Below are 17704 nucleotides of genomic sequence, written 5' to 3'. Positions count from 1 at the left end.
ATCCGGACATCTCGAATTGCGCTTCGCATCATCGTCATTCCGGGGCACGCGAAGCGTGAACCCGGAATCTCGAGATTCCGGGTTCGATGCTGGCGCATCGCCCCGGAATGACGGACAGAGGTTATCCGGGCTGCTGCATAGCAGCGCTGTGCCGCCACTTGCTTGACCCTGCGTCCCCGCCGCCCTAAGCCGCCGCCATTGCAGAACCATCCGGTATCCCGTGGCGCTTCCTCCGCTCGATTCTCCGCAATGGCAGACCTCGTTCCGCGCCTTCCTGTGGGGCGCGCGGTCGATCGGCGCGACGGTGCTGACGCTGGTGCTGTTTGCGACCTATCTCGGCATCGGCGCGCTGGCGCATGATTCCGGCTTCTCGCTGGGTTGGACCCTGGCGAGCACGGCGTTCGTCTGGGCGGGGCCCGCGCAGATCATCGTGATCACGACGCTCGGCTCCGGTGCCACAGTGCTGCAATCGGCGATCGCGGTCACCGTCAGTGCGATCAGGCTGTTCCCGATGGTGGTGTCGGTGCTGCCGATGATGCGCACCGAGGACACCAAGCGGCGGCACCTGATCCTGGTGGCGCATCTGACGGCGGTGACGCTGTGGGTCGAATGCTTCCGCTTCCTGCCGCAGGTGCCGCGTATCAGGCGGATCGCCTTCATCCACGGGCTCGGCTGCGGGCTGGTCACCGTCTGCCTGATCGCCAACACGATCGGCTACACGCTCGCGGCCAACCTCACGCCGCTGCTGGCTGCCGGCATGCTGATGCTGACGCCGCTGGCGTTCCTGTTCTCGACTGCGCGCAACTGCCGCGAGCTCGCCGATGTCATCGCGCTGGTGCTCGGGCTGTTGTTGTTCCCTCTGGCGGCGATGCTGAACAGCGGCGTCGACATCCTGGTCAGCGGCGTCATCGCGGGAACTATTGCGTATGGCGTGCACCGGGCGAGGGCAGGCAGCGTGAGGGCTCGCGCATGAGCAGCTTCATCGGCGACTGGCACGCGCTGGCGATCCTGTTCGTTGCCGGCGTCATCCCCAACCAGATCTGGCGCATGCTCGGCTTGTGGTTCGGCGGCGGCATCGACGAGAATTCCGAGCTGCTGGTCTGGGTGAGGGCAGTGGCCACCGCGATCCTCGCCGGGATCATCGCGCAGATTGTGGTGCAGCCGCCGGGCGCGCTCGCCAGCGTGCCGGACTGGCTGCGCTACGGCGCCGTCGCCGCAGGCTTCGTGGTGTTCATGCTCACACGGAAATCGATCTTCGCCGGCGTGATCGCGGGCGAAATCGTGATGCTGACAGGCAAATACTGGCTCGGCTGATTGCGGCGAGCGCACTATCCGCTAGTCTCGTTCCCCAAGAACAACAATGGGGGAAACGGCATGCAGCGACGCGCATCATCGGCATTCATCGTTACTCTGGCCGCGCTGCTGGCGGCGGCGCTGCCGGTCCGTGCCGCCGATTATCCGGCGCGTCCGATCAAGCTCGTGGTGCCCTATGCCGCGGGCGGACCGACCGACGTGCTCGGCCGCATGGTCGGCGAATATCTCGGGCGCGATCTCAAGCAGGTGGTCGTGGTCGAGAACAAGGCCGGCGCGCAGGGCGCGATCGGCGCCGAGGCCGTCGCGCGCTCCGATCCCGACGGCTACACGCTGTTCGTGACGGCCGCCTCGATCTTCGTGCTCAATCCGCTGCTCTACAAGAAGCTGCCCTACGATCCCGCGAAAGACTTCCGCCTTCTCTCGGTGATCACGGATGCGCCGATGATCATGGAGGTTCATCCCTCGGTGCCGGCAACGACGATCGCCGAATTCGTCGCCTACGCCAAGAAGAATCCCGGAAAACTCAATTTCGGATCGGCCGGCACCGGCGGCACGGTTCATCTCGCCGGCGAGATGTTCAAGCAGATGGCCGGCGTCGAGATGACCCACGTGCCCTACAAGGGCGCCGGGCCGGCGCTGACCGATCTGCTGTCCGGCAATATTCAGCTGATGTTCGACACGCTCGGCACCGCGCTGCCGCCGGTCAAATCCGGCATGCTGCGCGCGCTCGGCGTCAGCTCGACCGAGCGGATCTCCGACTTGCCCGATCTGCCGACGATTGCCGAGAGCGGCTATCCCGATTATGCGGTCAGCGTCTGGTATGGTATCGCAGCGCCGTCGAAAGTGCCTGACGACGTCGCGAACAGGATCAAGGCCAGCCTCGACCGGGCCTTGAACGACGAGGCGTTTCGCGCTTCGCTGGTCAAGATCGGTTTTCCGCCACTGCGCCCGAAGAGCCTGGCCGAGATCGACAAATACGTAGGTGCAGATCGCGCGCGATGGGCGGGCGTGGTCAAGGCACTGAACATATCGCTGGACTGACACATGGTACGTGAAATGGAATTGCGCCAGGGCGAGGTCGCCGTCGACATGCCGGCGGCGCGCGATGCCGGCCTGGTCTTCATCGGCCGTATCCGCACGCCCTGGACCTCGCGGCTGGCGACGCCGCGGCAGGGGCGGCATGACGGCCCGGTGTGCCGGCTCGAGATCTTCGAGCCCTGGGTCGCCGCGATCAAGGGCGTCGATTTCTATTCGAACCTCGAAGTGCTGTACTGGCTGCACCAGTCGCGCCGCGACATCGTGCTGCAAAGCCCGAAGAACAACGGCAACACCCGCGGCACGTTCTCGCTGCGCTCGCCGGTACGGCCGAACCCGATCGGCACCTCGATCGTCAAGCTGGTCGGCGTGGAGGGCAACGTCATCCTGGTGCGCGGCCTCGACTGCCTCGACGAGACGCCGCTGATCGACGTCAAGCCCGACCGCTGCGAGTTCACCCCGCTGGCCCCGCCGCAGCCGGGGGATTTCGAGACGGAGTAGGATTTCTCCGTTGTCATTCCGGGGCGATGCGAAGCATCGAACCCGGAATCTCGAGATCCCGGGTTCGTCGCTACGCGCCGCCCCGGGATGACGCCGAGGGCGTCACTTCAACGCCGCGATCAACTTCGCCGCATTCGTCTCCAGCACCTTGCCGTCTTCCTTGTGACTGGCAGGCGGCAGCAGCGCGACGCCGTCCTTGCGCGGCATCACATGCATGTGGAGATGGAAAACCACCTGGCCGCCGGCGGGCTCGTTGAACTGCTGCACCGTGATGCCGTCGGCCTCGAACGCTTTCATCGCGGCGGCGGCGATCTTGTGGGCGGCGCGCGCGACATGGGCGTAGTCGTCAGCCTTGATGTCGAGGATGTTGCGGGCAGGGGCCTTCGGGATGACAAGCGTGTGCCCGGGCGAGCGCGGCATGATGTCGAGGAAGGCAAGCACGTGCTCGTTTTCATAGACCTTGTAACAGGGGAATTCGCCGCGCAGGATTTTTGCGAAGGGATTGTTGTTGTCGTAGGCGGCGGGCATTGCGGCGGCTCCCTGGATTTTGCAGGTCTAAATCTGCAAGTCTAGTGTCTCGGTCGCGATCCAAACGTCAAGCGTCGTCGTCGACGGTCTTCCGGAACGGACCGGCCTCGGCCAGTTCGCGTCCGACTTCGGCGACATAGTCGCGCTCGCGCTTGAGGTAATCGGCAATCGCTTTGCGCAGGCCGGGGTCGGCGATGAAGTGTGCCGAATAAGTCGTCTGCGGCAGGTAGCCGCGCGCCAGCTTGTGCTCGCCCTGCGCGCCGGCCTCGACCACCTTGAGCCCGCGCTGAATCGCGAAATCGATCGCCTGGTAATAGCAGACCTCGAAATGCAGGAACGGGTGGTGCTCGACCGCACCCCAGTTGCGGCCGAACAGCGTATCCGAGCCGATGAAGTTGATGGCGCCCGCGATCCAGCGGCCGTTGCGCTTGGCCATCACAAGCAGCACGTCCCGGCTCATGCTCTCGCCGATCAGCGAGAAAAACTGTCGGGTGAGATACGGCCGGCCCCATTTGCGCGAGCCGGTCTCCATGTAGAATTCGAAGAACGCGTCCCAGGCGTCCTCGGTGATGTCGGAACCGGTCAGCCAGTGGATGGTGATCCCGGCGGTTACAGCCTCGCGGCGTTCGCGCTTGATCCCCTTGCGGTGGCGCGAGTTCAGCGAGCCGAGGAAATCGTCGAAGGTCTTGTAGCCCTCATTGTGCCAGTGGAACTGCTGGTCGGTCCGCTGCAGGAAGCCATGCGCGCCGAGGAATTTTGCCTCATCCTCACGGGCAAACGTCACATGCACCGACGAGGCCTCGGTGGCGTTGCAGAGCGCCCGCAGGCCCCGTGCCAGCGCCGAGCCGATCGCCTCGCGGTCAGCGCCGTCGCGGATCAACAGCCGTGGTCCGGTCGCGGGCGTGAAGGGAACGGAGACCTGCAGCTTCGGGTAATAGCTGCCGCCGGCGCGGTGATAGGCCTCGGCCCAGCCGCGGTCGAACACGTATTCGCCCTGCGAGTGCGATTTCAGATAGCAGGGCACGATGCCGACGATCCGGCCATCGAGCTTTGCCACCAGATGCCGGGGGCCCCAGCCGGTCCGCGGGCAGGCCGAATTGGAGGCTTCGGCGGCCGCGAAAAAAGCGTGGGAAACGAACGGGTTATAGCTCGAACTTGCGGTCGCCTGGCAATTGCCTGCGGAGCCGGGCGAGGCCAGCGTGTCGAGGTGATGGATGCTGTCCGCGTCCGCCTTGGGATTGGCGCAGGCGTCCCATTCGGCGGCCGGAATGCCGCCGATGTCAGCTACAGCCTCTAGGGTGATTTCAGAAGACGCCATCGAGAATGAAGACCGGTGCCTCGTTCGAGCATGATCTTTCCGGAACAGCTGGCTCCACTTCCGGATCATGCTCCGCATTCCGCCATCGCCGATGACGACCAACGCTTGACCAACCAACGCCTTACCAGCCCTTGCCAAGATCGTGCATCGCAGCGACGACTTCAAGGCTGCAAGGGGACATGTCAGGTTCCCGGTGTAAACCCCTCGAAAATGATCTGGTCGGCGTAGCGCGCCGCGCGCTCGCGCTGTTCCGGCGTCCGCACGGTCCAGGCCAGCAGCGGGCAGCCGAACACCTTGCGGGCGATCCAGGGCGCCGGCGCCGGTAGCTGGTTGACCCAGAAGGCGACGAAATGCGGCTCGGTTTTAAAGCCGTGGCGCAGATAGACCATGCTGTCGCGCTGCGCCTGCGTCAGCTTGGTCCAGGAACTGTCGTCATAGGTGCGCTGGGCGGTGATGCCGCGCGGCAGGCCCGGCATGATCTCGCGCAGCGCCAGCACCTGGTCGGGATCGAACGACATGCCGACCACGGGGCCGGAGTAGGACGACAGCACCTCGGCCATCCGAGCTACCAGCTTGCGGTCGCCGTCGAAATGGCTCTTCACCTCGACCACCAGCGGAACGCGGCCGGCGACCAGCGCGCAGAGATCGCTGAGCGTCATCATCTGCTCGGAGGTATTCTTGAACTTCACCGCCTTCAGCTCGGCTGCGGTCTTGCTCGACAGCAGGCCCGAGCCCTCGGTGAGGCGGCCGAGCGCTTCGTCATGATGCACCATCGCCTCGCCGTCGGCGGTGAGCTGGATATCGCACTCGATGGCAAAATTGCCCGCGACCGCGGCGGTGGCCGCGGCCGGCATGTTCTCGATGATGCCGCGTGCGGCATCGTGCAGGCCGCGATGGGCGACCGGCCGCTTTGTCAGCCAATCAGGGGCGCGCATCGCTCAGGAGACTTCGAACACGCCTTCGACTTCGACCGCGGCATCCGCCGGCAGCGAGGCGACGCCGACGGTGGTGCGGGCGTGACGGCCCTTGTCGCCGAACGCCGCAACCATCAGGTCGGAGGCGCCGTTCAGCACCTTCGGTCCGTCGAAGAAGTCCGGCGCGGAGTTGATGAAGCCGCCCAGCCGCACCACGCGCGCGACCTTGTCGAGGTCGCCGAGCGCGGCCTTGATCTGCGCCAGCAAATTGATCGCACAGCCGCGCGCCGCCTCGGTGCCTTGCTCGATCGTGACGCCTGCGCCGAGCTTGCCCTTGGCGATCAGCTTGCCTTCGGCGTTGAAGCAGACCTGGCCGGACACGAACAGCAGGTTTCCGCTGCGGACGAAGGGGACATAATTCGCGACCGGGGAGGTCGGCTCGGGAAGTGTGATGCCCTGTGACGCCAGTTTCTGTTCGACGGTACCCGCCATTTTTGATCCCCAGATTGGATTTGAACGAAGCCTGAAACGCGGTCAGGGCCCGGTTTGTTTCGCGCATCGTGCCGCCCGTTGCAAGCTAGGGTACGGCAGCAATGACGTTGCTGTTGCGAGTGGAATCGCACGGAAGCGGTCGAAATTGACGGCATTTTCACTGCGCACATTGCCATTTTGTAAAATTTGCCCCAGTTGCGGCGCAATACCACCGTCACTATTGTGGCGAATCCCTGCCTCCCTGAGGAGAAATCATGATCCTGCCGTTTCGGAAGCCGTCGCGTGCCCTGGTGCTGTCGATTGCCGTTGCCGCAGGGTCCGGTCTGGTTCAGGGGCCGGCCGCCGCTGCGGCCAGCGGGCCGTTTCTCGCGCATCAGGCGCTGTACGATCTGAGCCTGGTGAAGTCGCGCGGCTCCAATTCGGTCAACGATGCGCGCGGGCGCATCCTCTACAATTTCTCCGGCAGCTCCTGCGAAGGCTACACCTCCGAGTTCCGCCAGGTCTCGGAGCTCGACAGTGGCGAGGGTAAGGTGACGCTCTCTGATCTCCGCTCCTCGTCCTGGGAGGACGCGGCGGGCAGGAGCTACCGCTTCAAGATCGACACCCGAATGAACGACAGCGAACCGGCGCCGGTGGACGGTATCGCCGAGCGCGTAGGCGATCATATCACCGTGAAGCTGACCCAGCCGGTGAAGAAGACGTTCAATATCGACGGCAAGGTCGTGTTCCCGACCGAGCAGATCCAGCACATCATCGTCGCCGCCCGCGACGGCAAATCGGTGCTCGAGCAGACTGTCTATGACGGCTCCGACAATGGCGAGAAGGTCTACAACACGCTGACCGTGATCGGCCGGCCGATCGCAGGCGACCGGGCGCCGTCGTCGCCCGATCCGTCGACGGCGAGCGGTGCGATGAAAACGATGACGCGCTGGCCGGTGACGGTGAGCTATTATGACAGCGACGCACGGGCCAAGGACGGCGAGCAGACCCCGGTCTACGCGATGTCGTTCGAGCTCTACGAGAACGGCGTCTCCCGCGCGCTGGTGCTGGACTACAACGATTTCGTGATCTCGGGCGCGCTGGACAAGTTCGACGTCAGGGATTCCAAGCCCTGCAAGTGAGGGGCTAAGCACGCGATATAAAACAGCCGCCGTCCCGGGCAAGCCAACGGGCCGGCGCGAAGCGCCGCCCGATGACAGGCTCCGCGCGACCCGGGACCCATAACCACAGGGTTGCGTTGTTGAAGGGGGCTGTGGCCCCAACGTCGCGCAGCAATCACCTTCGGTGGTTATGGGTCCCGGCTTTCGCCGGGACGACAACGGAGCAAGCCTGCGGTCCCCGCGAGACCGCTCTGGCCGGAACCGTCCGACGCGAGTACGCTTCCCAAAACACGCGTGTCAGGGAGGCACATCATGAGCAAGCTCCACCTTCGCCCCAGCGGCCTTCATCACAATCCGGCTTACTCCCACGTCGTCGTCGCCTCGGGTGCACGCACGATCTACATTTCGGGACAGGTGTCGGTCGACGAGGAGGGACGGGTGGTCGGCGCCGGCGATCTCGCCGCGCAGACAACGCAGGTGATGCAAAATCTCGGCATGGCGCTGAAGGCTGCGGGAGCGAGCTACGGCAACATCGTTAAGATCACGACCTACGTGGTCGGCTACAAGCCGGAGCTCCGCCCGATCATCGGCAAGGCGCGCTCGGCGTTCTTCGAGGGCATGGAGCCGCCGGCCTCTACGCTGGTCGGCGTCAGCGCGCTGGCGGCGCCGGAATGGCTGATCGAGATCGAGGCTGTCGCGGTCGCGGATTGAGGGCCGTGTCTCTGCCGGGCGACGTCATTCCGGGGCGATGCGAAGCATCGAACCCGGAATCTCGAGATTCCGGGTCTGGTCCTTCGGACCATCCCGGAATGACAACCTCCTACTCCTCCGCCGGCTTTGCCGGCCCCTCATAAGCAATGCCCCTGATCACGGCGGCGTTGCCGAACTTCTTGCGCAGATTGTCGATGGCGCGTTCGGCGTGCGCCGATCGGCGGTCGAGCATGTCGGAATCGTTGGCCTGCGAGCCTGGGCGCAGCGCGCTAACGCCGGTGCCCATCAGGCGGAAGGCGGTGCCGTCGATCTCCTTCGCCAGCATCTCGCGCGAGACCGCGAAGATCTTCGCGGCAAGCTGGGTCGGGGTCTGGATCGATTGCGAGCGGGTGCGTTGACGGAAGTCCGCGGTCTTCAGCTTCAGCGTGATGGTGCAGCCGGAAAGCTCAGAGGTCTTCAGCCGCGCCGAGACCTTTTCGGACAGTTTCCAGAGCAGCCGTTCGAGCGTTGCGAAGTCGCGGATGTCGGTCTCGAAGGTGGTCTCGCTCGAAATGGTCTTGGCGCCGCGGTCGGGCACCACGCTGCGGTCGTCGATGCCGCGCGCCAGCCGCCACAGCCTGCGGCCTTCGCTGGCAAACTGCTTCATCAGCTCGTTCTCGTCGGCGCGCTGCAGGTCGGCGATGACGCGGAAGCCGCGCTGCACCAGCTTCTCCTGCGTGGCAGGGCCAACGCCGTAGATGAAGCCGACCGGTTTGCTTGCGAGCATCTCGCGCGCCTCGTCCTGGTCAAGCGTGGCGAAGCCCCTGGGCTTGTCGAGGTCGGAGGCGATCTTGGCGAGGAACTTGTTGCAGGACAGCCCGACCGAGACGGTGATGCCGATGTCGCGCTCGACATCGCGGGCGAATTTCGCGAGCACCTTGGCCGGGATCATGCCGTGGACGCGCTGCGTGCCGGCGAGATCGAGGAAGGCCTCGTCGATCGACAGCGGCTCGACCAGCGGCGTCAGCGCCTGCATCGCGTGGCGCACCTCGCGCCCGACCCGGACATATTTCGCCATGTCGGGTGGGATCACGGTGGCATCGGGGCACAGTTCCAGCGCCTTGAACATCGGCATCGCCGAGCGGACACCGTAGGTGCGGGCGATGTAGCAGGCGGCCGACACCACGCCGCGCTTGCCGCCGCCGATGATGACGGGGCGGTCGGCGATATCTGGATTATCGCGCTTCTCGACGGTGGCATAGAACGCGTCGCAGTCGATATGCGCAAGCGTCAGCGCGGGCAGGGTGCGATGCCGCACCAGCCGCGGCGATCCGCAATGGCTGCAGCGCTTCACTTTGATATCGAGATCGCCGAGGCAGTCCCGGCAGAAACTGAGGGGGCCGTCGTGAGCTGCCGCGGCCGTCGTCACGGCACGTCGCACTCCCATTGCGGGTCGCCCAGCACCTGACGGGCGGCAGCGATGTTGGTCGGGTGCAGCTCGGAGGCCTTCGCGAACGCCGTCACGGTGGCGTCGTCGCGCATCACGAAATCGAGCACGCTCGCGAGAAATTGAGGGTCAGATGCGGCGTTCCGCAGCGTCTCTGGACCGATTCCAGTCTCGGCCAGAAACAGGCCCAGCCGCTCAGGATCGCCGGCAATAAAACCGAGCGCCTGAATCGCAACGATTTCAGCAACTTCCCGGGGGTTGTGAACAGGCTTTTTCAACGTGCCGGTTTGCCTTTCCGTTAACTTATGGTGTCTATTGAGAGGCCCATCATGCCCGAGTCTTCCGCACGTGTTCAAGCAACGGAAACCCACCGCGGACGTTTGGACTACGGGATTAACGGGTTAGAGCGATTCTGGCGCTAGTTTGAATTCACTTTTTCGACGCGCCCCAAGCGCGGTGCGTGAGGTGCCGCAGCCGGGCCTGTGTCCTGGGTTTGGGAGGGACGGGATGGCCAAAACCGTCCTGATCGTGGAGGACAACGAGCTCAACATGAAGCTCTTTCGCGATCTGTTGGAAGCGCACGGCTATCAGACTTCGGGCACCAGCAATGGCTTCGAAGCGCTCGATCTCGTCCGCAAGCTGCGCCCCGACCTGATCCTGATGGATATTCAGCTGCCGCAGGTTTCCGGCCTCGAGGTCACGCGCTGGATCAAGGACGATCCCGATCTGCGCGCGATTCCGGTGGTCGCGGTCACCGCCTTCGCAATGAAGGGCGACGAAGAACGCATCCGCGAGGGCGGCTGCGAAGCCTATTTGTCCAAGCCGATCTCGGTCGGCAAATTTATTGAGACTGTCCGACGCTTTATCGGATAGGGGAGTTGTGGTGCCATGTCCGCGCGTATCCTCGTCGTCGATGACGTTCCGGCGAACGTCAGGCTGTTGGAAGCCCGCCTGTCAGCCGAATATTTCGATGTGCTGACGGCTTCCAACGGGACGGAGGCGCTGGAAATCTGCACCCGCGCCGAATGCGACATCATCCTGCTTGACGTCATGATGCCTGATATGGACGGCTTCGAGGTCTGCCGCCGGTTGAAGTCGAACCCTGCGACCCATTTCATTCCCGTCGTCATCGTCACCGCGCTCGACAGCCCTGCCGACCGCGTGCGCGGCCTCGAGGCCGGCGCCGACGATTTCCTGACCAAGCCGGTGTCCGACGTCGTGCTGATCGCGCGCGTGCGTTCGCTGACGCGGCTGAAGATGATGACCGATGAGCTGCGCATGCGCGCCATCACCTCGCTCGAGATCGGCATGCAGGCGCCCGAGCGCAGCGCGATCGCCGATCGGGGCACCGGCGGCCGCATCCTCCTGGTCGACGACCGGCCGTCGTCTTATGAGAAGCTGGCGCCGATCCTGTCTGCCGAGCACACCGTCGATGTCGAGACCAATCCGGCGGAAGCGCTGTTCCATGCTGCCGAGGGCAATTACGACCTGCTGATCGTGTCGCTCAGCCTCGACAATTACGACGGCCTGCGGCTGTGCAGCCAGGCCCGCTCGCTGGAGCGCACCCGCCAGGTGCCGATCCTCGCGATTTCGGATGCCGACAACAACGCGCGGCTGATGCGCGGCCTCGAGATCGGCGTCAACGACTATCTGCTGCGTCCGGTCGACAAGAACGAGCTGCTGGCGCGCGCGCGCACCCAGATCCGCCGCCGCCGCTACACCGATCATTTGCGCGACAATGTGCAGAACTCGATCGAGATGGCGATCACCGATGCGCTGACCGGCCTCAATAACCGCCGCTACATGGAGAGCCACCTCGCGACACTCGCGGAGCAGGCCTCGGTCCGCGGCAAGCCGCTGGCGCTGATGATCCTCGACATCGACTACTTCAAGGCGATCAACGACACGTACGGCCACGATGCCGGCGACGACGTGCTGCGCGAATTCGCCGTCCGGATCCGCAAGTCGATCCGCGGCATCGATCTCGCCTGCCGCTATGGCGGCGAGGAGTTCGTGATTGTGATGCCCGAGACCGACCTGCATGTCGCCGGCATGGTCGCCGAGCGGCTGCGCCGCTCGATCGCAGGCGAGCCCTTTTCCGTCGAAAAGGGCGGCAAGCGGATCACCGTCACGATCTCGATCGGGCTCACCACGCTGGAGCGCAAGGGCGAGCAGGTCACCGACGTGCTCAAGCGCGCCGACACCGCGCTCTATCGCGCCAAGCACGACGGCCGCAACCGCGTGGTTTCGGCAGCGGCGTAACGTCCGCGTTTCACACCATCATATCCGTCGTCATACCCCGCGAATGCGGGGTATCCAGTACGCCGCGGCCTCTCGTTTCAAACGGCACTGCCTCTGGAATACTGGGTCACCGCATGCGCGGGTGACGACAGGATGGATGAACCTAACGCCCGCGCTTCACCGCGTCATAGGCCATCCGCTTGAACTCGAACGAGAACGGATGGACGAACGCCATCTGGCGCTGCGCCATCATCACGCCGGCCATCCCGGTCTTCGGCGAAATCCACCACTGCGTGCCGGCGACGCCGCCCCAGTAGAACTCGCCGGCAGCGTCGGGATGATCGATCGGCGAGGGGTCGAGGATCAGGCCGCCGGCGAGCCCGTGCGCCTTGCCGGGTTGCTCGCCCATCATCGCGAAGCGGATCCACTGTCCCTCGGGCAACTGGTTGGACATCATCATTGCGATCGTGTCCGGCTTCAGCAACGTCGGTCCGCCGGGCAGCAGGCTGCGGATCAGCGCGACCATATCGGGCAATGTCGAAACCAGGCCGCCGCCGCCATTGAGCCGTGCGACCGGACGCAGATAGGCGCCGGGGAAGGGCGCATTGTCGGTGCGGGTGAGACCCGGCTTCATCGGCTCCATCAGATCGGCGCCGGCGTAGTATGCAACAAGGCGACCCTGATCCTCTTGCGGAACGACGAAGCCGGTATCGACCATGCCGAGCGGATCGAGGATGCGTGCCTTGATGAACTTGTCAAAGGTCTGGCCGCTGACGACTTCCACCAGGCGTGCGACCACGTCGATCGCGAGCGAGTATTCCCACGACGTGCCCGGCTGATAGATCAGCGGCAGATCGGCCAGCACGTCTACCATCTCAGCCAAGGTCGTATTGGGATTGTGCACGCCGCGCTCGTTGAGCGCCTTGAAAATGACGGTGCCGGGATCGAAGAAGCCGTAGCTCAAACCGGCGCTGTGGCTCAGCAGCTGACGGATGGTGATTGAGCTCTTCGCGGGCTCGGTTTGGTCGATCGACGTCGCGCCTTTCAGCAGGACCTTGCGGTTGCGGAGCTGCGGGATGAATTTCTCGATCGGATCGTCGAGCTGGAAGCGGCCATCCTCGGCCAACAGCAGCGCCGCGCAGGAGGTGATCAGCTTGGTGTTGGAGAAGACCCGGAAGATGTGGTCGGTGCGCAGCGGGATCTGCGCTTCCTTGTCGGCCCATCCGACGCAGCTGACGTCGACCAGTTCGCGGCCGACCATGACCGCCGACGAGATGCCGGACAGGAGATCGTTGTCGATATAACGCTGCATGGCCGCGCGCGCCGGCGCGAAATCGTAGCCGGTGGCCGTCACCTTCAGATCTTCCATGGTCGCTCCCTGTTGCGCCGCGGGCTGCTTGTGCGGTCGCTGTCAATCTCGCCTGACGGAATATTCCTTCGGACGCCGTCGCGCGTCGTCAGCGCTACCAACCAAACGCCGCTTCGGGACGCAACCGTATTCAGCCAGCTGGCTTCCTGGCTGCGGGATCGGCTTTGGCGACCTTGACGCCCGCATTCGCCAGCAGCACGCGGGCGGCTTCCTTCGCCGCGCGCGCCATGGCCGGATCGTCGCGCACCAGGTCCTGCGCAATCGAGCCGTCGACCAGCAGCGTGAGCTGGGTCGCCAGTCCCTCGGCATCGGCGACGCCGAGCTGCCGCAGCAGATCGCGAAACCAGACCCGGCGGCTTTCCTTGAAGGCAACAGCGATGTTTTTGATAGTCCGGTCCTCGTCCTCCGGGCCGAGTTCGGCCACCGCGTTCACAAACGGGCAGCCGCGAAAATCCCGTGCTGAAAAGCGCCGCTCCAGCGAATCGAAGGTCGCGAGAATCTGCTCGGCCGGCGGCTTGTCGGAGGGGCGGGGCTGCACGAAGCGGCGCTGCAAGTAAGCCTCGATCAGCGCGTCCTTCGACGGGAAGTGATTGTAGAGCGTGCGTTTGCTGATGCCGATCTCGGCCACGATGGTGTCGACGCCGATGGCGCGAATGCCTTGCAGGTAGAACAGCTTGTCAGCGGTCTCGAGGATCCGCTCTTTCATGGTCTGTTTGGGAGGCGGGGAAGCCATGCGCCAGCCGTGATCCTCTTTGCTTGACAGCTCGCCCCCTGTATAGCCTAAGGACACAGGTCTGTGTAACCAAAACAAGCGTGAATTGCAGGCTGCGGCACGCGTGCCGTGCCCATTTGGGAGAACAAGAACAATGCCCCTGTTGCAGGTCCTGCGTCCCACGCTTCCCATTCTGATCGGTGCTTCCATCATGCTCACGCTGAGCATGGGGCTGCGGCAGAGCCTCGGCATCTTCATGCAGCCGCTGACGCACGACATCCACATCTCGATATCCGATTTCACGCTGGCGCTGGCCGTGCAGAACCTCGCCTGGGGCTTTTTGCAGCCGCTCGCCGGTGCGATGACGGTGCGGTACGGCTTCCGCCCCATCATGGTGGTCGGCGCACTGCTCGATATCGCGGGCCTGGTGCTGATGACGACCGCGCATGGGCTGGTCAGTGTCATGATCGGCGGCGGCGCGTTGATCGGCACCTCGCTGGCCTGTACCGCGGCGGCGATTGCGATGTCGGTTGCCGCGCGGGCGGTGCCGGAGACGGTGCGCTCGACCGTACTCGGCATCGTCTCCGGTGCGGGCTCGCTCGGCGCGCTGCTCTCGGCGCCGCTCGGCCAGATGCTCAATGAAGGATTCGGGTGGCGCGTCGGGCTCGCCGGCTTTGTCATCCTGTCGATCGCGATGATTCCGGCCGCCTGGTTCGCAGGGCGTGTCGACAGCATTCCGTTGCCGAAGCCCGCAGCCGACGATATCGGCAATGCCACCGCGGCGACCGCGGCAAAGACCGCGTTCGGCAACGCGTCCTTCGTGGTGATGACCTGCGCCTACATGGTCTGCGGCATGCAGCTCGTCTTCCTCACCACGCATCTGCCGTCGTATCTGGCGATCTGCGGGCTCGATCCGATGCTGAGCGCACAGACGCTCGGCATGATCGGCGGCTTCAACGTGCTGGGCTCTCTGTTCTTCGGCTGGGCCGGCCAGCACTGGAACAAGCTCGCGCTGCTCGGCGCGATCTACATCCTGCGTTCGCTGGCGCTCGCCTGGTATTTCATGCTGCCGGCGACGCCTGCCTCGACGCTGCTGTTCGGCGCCATCATGGGCTTCCTCTGGATGGGTGTCGGTCCGCTGGTCGCGGGTGCGGTGGCCGAGATGTTCGGGCTGCGCTGGCAGGCGATGATCCAGGGCCTCGCCTTCATGAGCCACCAGGTCGGCAGCTTCCTCGGTGCGTATGGAGGCGGGGTGATCTACGACTCGCTCGGCTCCTACACCATGGCCTGGCGCATCGGCGTCGCGCTCGGCCTTGCCGGCGGCATCATCCAAGTCGCGTTCGCGCTGATCCGGCCGTCGCAGCCGCCGCTGCTCAAGACCGCCTAGCGTCCGATCCGACAAGATCGGCGACTGCCCCGTGTGTGGGCAGTCGCTGTTACTGCCTATTTTTACATCGATTATTTGCTGCGAGAACGTGCAGCGGCGCGCGCCGTTGTCCCGTGCGGGGATTGAAGTAGCAGCGCTTTCAGAGCGTTATTCCGTGCGCGCCGATGGCACGAATCTTGATTGAATATGGCTAGGAATCGTGCCGGAAGCCGTCGCTGAGGTTTCTGGCCTGGGGGCCTATGGGAAGGGCTGGCCGCGATGAGGCTAGTCGCCGGCATTCTCCAGCCATCCGCGCACCACGGCCTTCGCCGCGCCGCCGAGCAGGGGGCGCTTGTGCCTCGCGTCCGGCGTGATGTCGCCGCGGCTTCGCTGCATCCCGCCACCCGCATCGCGGCACTTCGAGACATCCCGATAACCGAACGCGCAAGTGGCCTCTCGGCGCCTCGAGCGCACCGCGCCCATTCCGAACAGCAACATTTCTTGTGATGGGAGGACGATGATGGAGTCTGGGACATACACGCGCCAGAAGCTCGTGAGAACAGTGGTTGCGCTGCTGGGGGTGGCGTTTCTGTGCCTGCTGTTCAGCGACCTCGCGCTGGCTGAGGACGCAGCGCCTCCGGCCTGCGGCGGCAAGATTCTCGAGAAGTGCACACCAAACCCCGGCGACACGGCGTGGATGCTCACGTCCGTCGCACTCGTCTTGATGATGACGGTACCGGGCCTCGGCCTGTTCTACGGCGGCATGGTGCGCAAGAAGAATGTCGGCGATACCGTAATGACCAGCTTCGCCGTCACCTGCCTGGTCACGATCCTGTTTGCCGTCCTGACCTACAGTCTGGCGTTCCGTGCCGGCACGCCGTTTATCGGCGGTCTGGATCGCATGTTCCTCAAGGACATCCTGAGCGACATCGGCAAGGGCGGCATCGGCAATCCCAATCCGCTCGCCGCGACCATCCCTGAGTCTGTCTACATCTGCTTCCAGATGACGTTCGCCATCATTACGCCGGCGCTGATTGCCGGTGCGTTTGCCGAGCGGATGAAGTTCTCCGCCATGCTCTGGTTCATCGGGCTGTGGGCGATCTTCGTCTATGCGCCGATCGCGCATTGGGTCTGGGGGCCCGACGGGATCTTCTCGGCGGGTAACGACGCCGCGTATGTCAAAGTTCTCGATTTCGCCGGCGGCACCGTGGTGCACATCAATGCCGGCGTGGCCGGGCTGATGTGCGCCATCATGCTCGGCAAGCGCGTCGAGACGGGGCCGGCGCACAACATGGTGCTGACCTTCATCGGCGCCTCGCTGCTGTGGGTCGGCTGGTTCGGATTCAACGCCGGCTCCGCCGTCACGGCGGGAATGCAGGCGGGCATGGCCATGCTGGTGACCCAGATCGCCACGGCGGTGGCGGGCTTCACCTGGATGCTGGTGGAATGGGCGCTGAAGGGCAAGCCGACCGGCGTCGGCATCTGCTCGGGTGCCGTTGCGGGTCTCGTCGCGATCACGCCGGCCTCCGGTTTCGTCGGCCCGGTCGGTGCGTTTGCCATCGGCATTGCCGCGGGCGTGTTCTGCTACTGGGGATGCACCGGCTTGAAGCGCATGTTCAGCTACGATGACGCGCTGGATTGCTTCGGCGTCCATGCCGTCGGCGGCATCGTTGGAGCGCTGCTGACGGGCGTGTTCGCGGTCGAGCAGTATGGTGGTACGGCAGGCGTTCTGGAGGGGAATGCCGCGCAGTTCATCAATCAGTGCATCGGCGTCGCGACCGTCTTCGTGTATGATGCCGTCGTGAGTCTGGTCATCCTGTTCGTGATCAATCTCTTCGTCGGGCTTCGCGTGACGCGGGAGATCGAGCGGGAAGGACTGGATCTCGCGCTGCACGGCGAGGTCGTGCAGTAGACTGGGCGGCGTTCCGCAGGGCCGGCGAGGTTCGCCGGCCGGTGCGGGTCAAAGCTGTTCGAGGTGATCCCATGAACTGGTTCTATTGGAACACAGCGTGGTCGCTGTTCTTCAGCCTGGTTTGGTTCATGACCATCACGCACAATCCTGATGCGCAAATTGCGGATGCGCATCTGCGTGATGAGGCGTTCAAGCGCTAGCTCCGGTAGTAGCGCCACATCCTGAGGAACGTCCGGTGGATCTCGTCGGGCGACCGATCGAATGGCCCGAGATTGACGCGCACCACGCCACGATGGTCCATGCGCCAGGGCAAGCGCATCAGCAGCCGATAGGCCGGCCGCTTGCGCCAATCGGCCACCAGCGCGCTGCCGAGCGGCCCGTTGAGCGCGATCTGCAACTCGTGAACGGTCATCGCGCGCTCGGCGATCTCGACGAGGTCGATGCGCGCGATGGCGCGCCAGCGGATCAGCCCGAAGGCCTGGATGAAGATGCCGTACTGGTTGGCCCCGATGGTCGGACGACCGGCCTCCAGCAGGGGGATGTTGTAGTAGGTGAAGCCGGCCGCCGCCGCCGCTAGAGCCAGCCAGTAGATCGCGCCGGTGATCCAGCTCGCGGTCAGGAAGATCGCGGCCAGCGCGGCCGTGACATAGACCGGAAAGTAGATGTCTTCGCGGCCGTAGGCGACCGAATAGCCGCCGACGTTTCCCTCGTCCAAGGTTGCAATCATGCGAGCCCTCGCCCGGGCGGTCCGGGACGCATCAGGGA

General features: G+C 64.6%; 20 protein-coding genes. 11 read left to right on the top strand and 9 right to left on the bottom strand.

Annotated elements, in window-relative coordinates; genetic code table 11:
- The first annotated feature begins 220 nt into the window (after nt 1-220).
- Genes V5279_RS26350 through tsaA form a run of 4 tightly spaced genes read left to right on the top strand, consistent with a single transcriptional unit; the run spans nt 221 to nt 2850 of the window.
- The gene (locus V5279_RS26350; protein WP_166296949.1) at nt 221-973 is read left to right on the top strand and encodes an AzlC family ABC transporter permease; all 753 of its coding nucleotides are present in this window, start codon (nt 221-223) and stop codon (nt 971-973) included.
- Complete coding sequence (locus V5279_RS26345; protein ID WP_338689426.1) at nt 970-1314, top strand: AzlD domain-containing protein; 345 nt, start codon at nt 970-972, stop codon at nt 1312-1314. The genes V5279_RS26350 and V5279_RS26345 overlap by 4 nt, the downstream gene beginning before the upstream one ends.
- A 60-nt stretch (nt 1315-1374) precedes the next feature.
- Nucleotides 1375-2355 (top strand): tripartite tricarboxylate transporter substrate binding protein, encoded by a 981-nt coding sequence (locus V5279_RS26340; protein ID WP_338689424.1) that lies wholly within the window; start codon nt 1375-1377, stop codon nt 2353-2355.
- A gap of 3 nt (nt 2356-2358) precedes the next feature.
- The gene (tsaA, locus tag V5279_RS26335) at nt 2359-2850 is read left to right on the top strand and encodes a tRNA (N6-threonylcarbamoyladenosine(37)-N6)-methyltransferase TrmO (RefSeq protein WP_029083299.1); all 492 of its coding nucleotides are present in this window, start codon (nt 2359-2361) and stop codon (nt 2848-2850) included.
- Nucleotides 2851-2952: 102 nt separating this feature from the next.
- On the opposite strand, the gene V5279_RS26330 is transcribed toward tsaA, so the two are convergent.
- The 4 genes from V5279_RS26330 to V5279_RS26315 all read right to left on the bottom strand — a co-directional run bounded on the left by V5279_RS26330 (nt 2953) and on the right by V5279_RS26315 (nt 6102).
- The gene (locus V5279_RS26330) at nt 2953-3378 is read right to left on the bottom strand and encodes an HIT domain-containing protein (protein WP_166296945.1); all 426 of its coding nucleotides are present in this window, start codon (nt 3376-3378) and stop codon (nt 2953-2955) included.
- A 67-nt stretch (nt 3379-3445) separates the two neighbouring features.
- Entirely contained in the window at nt 3446-4696 is a 1251-nt protein-coding gene (locus V5279_RS26325; RefSeq protein WP_338689419.1) for a GNAT family N-acetyltransferase, read from the bottom strand.
- A 182-nt stretch (nt 4697-4878) separates the two neighbouring features.
- Nucleotides 4879-5631: a glycerophosphodiester phosphodiesterase gene (locus tag V5279_RS26320; protein WP_338689417.1), complete on the bottom strand. Its 753-nt coding sequence runs from the start codon at nt 5629-5631 to the stop codon at nt 4879-4881.
- A 3-nt stretch (nt 5632-5634) separates the two neighbouring features.
- Nucleotides 5635-6102 (bottom strand): RidA family protein, encoded by a 468-nt coding sequence (locus V5279_RS26315; protein ID WP_338689415.1) that lies wholly within the window; start codon nt 6100-6102, stop codon nt 5635-5637.
- Nucleotides 6103-6356: 254 nt separating this feature from the next.
- Here V5279_RS26315 and V5279_RS26310 point away from each other — a divergent pair, with 254 nt between their 5' ends.
- Complete coding sequence (locus tag V5279_RS26310) at nt 6357-7223, top strand: cell envelope integrity EipB family protein (RefSeq protein ID WP_338689413.1); 867 nt, start codon at nt 6357-6359, stop codon at nt 7221-7223.
- A 291-nt stretch (nt 7224-7514) separates the two neighbouring features.
- Entirely contained in the window at nt 7515-7913 is a 399-nt protein-coding gene (locus V5279_RS26305; RefSeq protein ID WP_338689411.1) for a RidA family protein, read from the top strand.
- Between the two features lie 109 nt (nt 7914-8022).
- On the opposite strand, the gene V5279_RS26300 is transcribed toward V5279_RS26305, so the two are convergent.
- Both V5279_RS26300 and V5279_RS26295 read right to left on the bottom strand, forming a co-directional pair.
- On the bottom strand, nt 8023-9339 hold the full coding sequence (locus V5279_RS26300) for a DNA polymerase IV (protein WP_338689409.1): 1317 nt from the start codon (nt 9337-9339) through the stop codon (nt 8023-8025).
- Complete coding sequence (locus V5279_RS26295; RefSeq protein WP_338689407.1) at nt 9318-9617, bottom strand: DUF3572 domain-containing protein; 300 nt, start codon at nt 9615-9617, stop codon at nt 9318-9320. The genes V5279_RS26300 and V5279_RS26295 overlap by 22 nt, the downstream gene beginning before the upstream one ends.
- Nucleotides 9618-9846: 229 nt before the next feature.
- On the opposite strand from V5279_RS26295, the gene V5279_RS26290 reads away from it, so the two are divergent.
- Nucleotides 9847-10212 (top strand): response regulator, encoded by a 366-nt coding sequence (locus V5279_RS26290; protein ID WP_028336390.1) that lies wholly within the window; start codon nt 9847-9849, stop codon nt 10210-10212.
- A 15-nt stretch (nt 10213-10227) separates the two neighbouring features.
- Entirely contained in the window at nt 10228-11601 is a 1374-nt protein-coding gene (locus V5279_RS26285; protein ID WP_338689402.1) for a PleD family two-component system response regulator, read from the top strand.
- Nucleotides 11602-11743: 142 nt separating this feature from the next.
- Here V5279_RS26285 and V5279_RS26280 read toward each other — a convergent pair whose 3' ends face one another.
- Entirely contained in the window at nt 11744-12949 is a 1206-nt protein-coding gene (locus V5279_RS26280) for a serine hydrolase domain-containing protein (protein WP_338689400.1), read from the bottom strand.
- A gap of 130 nt (nt 12950-13079) precedes the next feature.
- A complete protein-coding gene (locus V5279_RS26275; RefSeq protein WP_338689398.1) occupies nt 13080-13844 on the bottom strand; it encodes a TetR/AcrR family transcriptional regulator in 765 nt (254 codons plus the stop codon).
- Here V5279_RS26275 and V5279_RS26270 point away from each other — a divergent pair.
- The 3 genes from V5279_RS26270 (at nt 13816) to V5279_RS26260 (ending at nt 17139) form a co-directional block, all read left to right on the top strand.
- Entirely contained in the window at nt 13816-15048 is a 1233-nt protein-coding gene (locus V5279_RS26270; RefSeq protein WP_338689396.1) for an MFS transporter, read from the top strand. The two genes, V5279_RS26275 and V5279_RS26270, sit on opposite strands and share 29 nt — an antisense overlap.
- Before the next feature lie 496 nt (nt 15049-15544).
- Nucleotides 15545-16939, top strand: a complete 1395-nt coding sequence (locus V5279_RS26265) for an ammonium transporter (RefSeq protein ID WP_166294318.1) — start codon at nt 15545-15547, stop codon at nt 16937-16939.
- A gap of 71 nt (nt 16940-17010) precedes the next feature.
- Complete coding sequence (locus tag V5279_RS26260) at nt 17011-17139, top strand: hypothetical protein (RefSeq protein ID WP_256375187.1); 129 nt, start codon at nt 17011-17013, stop codon at nt 17137-17139.
- Here V5279_RS26260 and V5279_RS26255 read toward each other — a convergent pair.
- Nucleotides 17136-17666 carry a hypothetical protein gene (locus V5279_RS26255; protein ID WP_338689391.1) on the bottom strand — a complete coding sequence of 177 codons (531 nt, stop codon included), beginning with the start codon at nt 17664-17666 and terminating at the stop codon, nt 17136-17138. The two genes, V5279_RS26260 and V5279_RS26255, sit on opposite strands and share 4 nt — an antisense overlap.
- Nucleotides 17667-17704 lie beyond the last annotated feature (38 nt).

This window comes from Bradyrhizobium sp. 26S5, assembly GCF_036923295.1.
In the GTDB taxonomy this organism is placed as follows: Bacteria; Pseudomonadota; Alphaproteobacteria; order Rhizobiales; family Xanthobacteraceae; genus Bradyrhizobium; species Bradyrhizobium septentrionale.
This window is presented reverse-complemented; position numbering and strand designations above follow the sequence as displayed.

Excerpts from the sequence above, each read along its gene's own strand:
- V5279_RS26345 (WP_338689426.1), top strand. The coding sequence starts at position 970 with ATGAGCAGCTTCATCGGCGACTGGCACGCGCTGGCGATCCTGTTCGTT.
- V5279_RS26340 (WP_338689424.1), top strand. The coding sequence starts at position 1,375 with ATGCAGCGACGCGCATCATCGGCATTCATCGTTACTCTGGCCGCGCTG.
- tsaA (WP_029083299.1), top strand. The coding sequence starts at position 2,359 with ATGGTACGTGAAATGGAATTGCGCCAGGGCGAGGTCGCCGTCGACATG.
- V5279_RS26330 (WP_166296945.1), bottom strand. The coding sequence starts at position 3,378 with ATGCCCGCCGCCTACGACAACAACAATCCCTTCGCAAAAATCCTGCGC.
- V5279_RS26325 (WP_338689419.1), bottom strand. The coding sequence starts at position 4,696 with ATGGCGTCTTCTGAAATCACCCTAGAGGCTGTAGCTGACATCGGCGGC.
- V5279_RS26320 (WP_338689417.1), bottom strand. The coding sequence starts at position 5,631 with ATGCGCGCCCCTGATTGGCTGACAAAGCGGCCGGTCGCCCATCGCGGC.
- V5279_RS26315 (WP_338689415.1), bottom strand. The coding sequence starts at position 6,102 with ATGGCGGGTACCGTCGAACAGAAACTGGCGTCACAGGGCATCACACTT.
- V5279_RS26310 (WP_338689413.1), top strand. The coding sequence starts at position 6,357 with ATGATCCTGCCGTTTCGGAAGCCGTCGCGTGCCCTGGTGCTGTCGATT.
- V5279_RS26305 (WP_338689411.1), top strand. The coding sequence starts at position 7,515 with ATGAGCAAGCTCCACCTTCGCCCCAGCGGCCTTCATCACAATCCGGCT.
- V5279_RS26300 (WP_338689409.1), bottom strand. The coding sequence starts at position 9,339 with ATGGGAGTGCGACGTGCCGTGACGACGGCCGCGGCAGCTCACGACGGC.
- V5279_RS26290 (WP_028336390.1), top strand. The coding sequence starts at position 9,847 with ATGGCCAAAACCGTCCTGATCGTGGAGGACAACGAGCTCAACATGAAG.
- V5279_RS26285 (WP_338689402.1), top strand. The coding sequence starts at position 10,228 with ATGTCCGCGCGTATCCTCGTCGTCGATGACGTTCCGGCGAACGTCAGG.
- V5279_RS26280 (WP_338689400.1), bottom strand. The coding sequence starts at position 12,949 with ATGGAAGATCTGAAGGTGACGGCCACCGGCTACGATTTCGCGCCGGCG.
- V5279_RS26270 (WP_338689396.1), top strand. The coding sequence starts at position 13,816 with ATGCCCCTGTTGCAGGTCCTGCGTCCCACGCTTCCCATTCTGATCGGT.
- V5279_RS26265 (WP_166294318.1), top strand. The coding sequence starts at position 15,545 with ATGATGGAGTCTGGGACATACACGCGCCAGAAGCTCGTGAGAACAGTG.
- V5279_RS26260 (WP_256375187.1), top strand. The coding sequence starts at position 17,011 with ATGAACTGGTTCTATTGGAACACAGCGTGGTCGCTGTTCTTCAGCCTG.
- V5279_RS26255 (WP_338689391.1), bottom strand. The coding sequence starts at position 17,666 with ATGATTGCAACCTTGGACGAGGGAAACGTCGGCGGCTATTCGGTCGCC.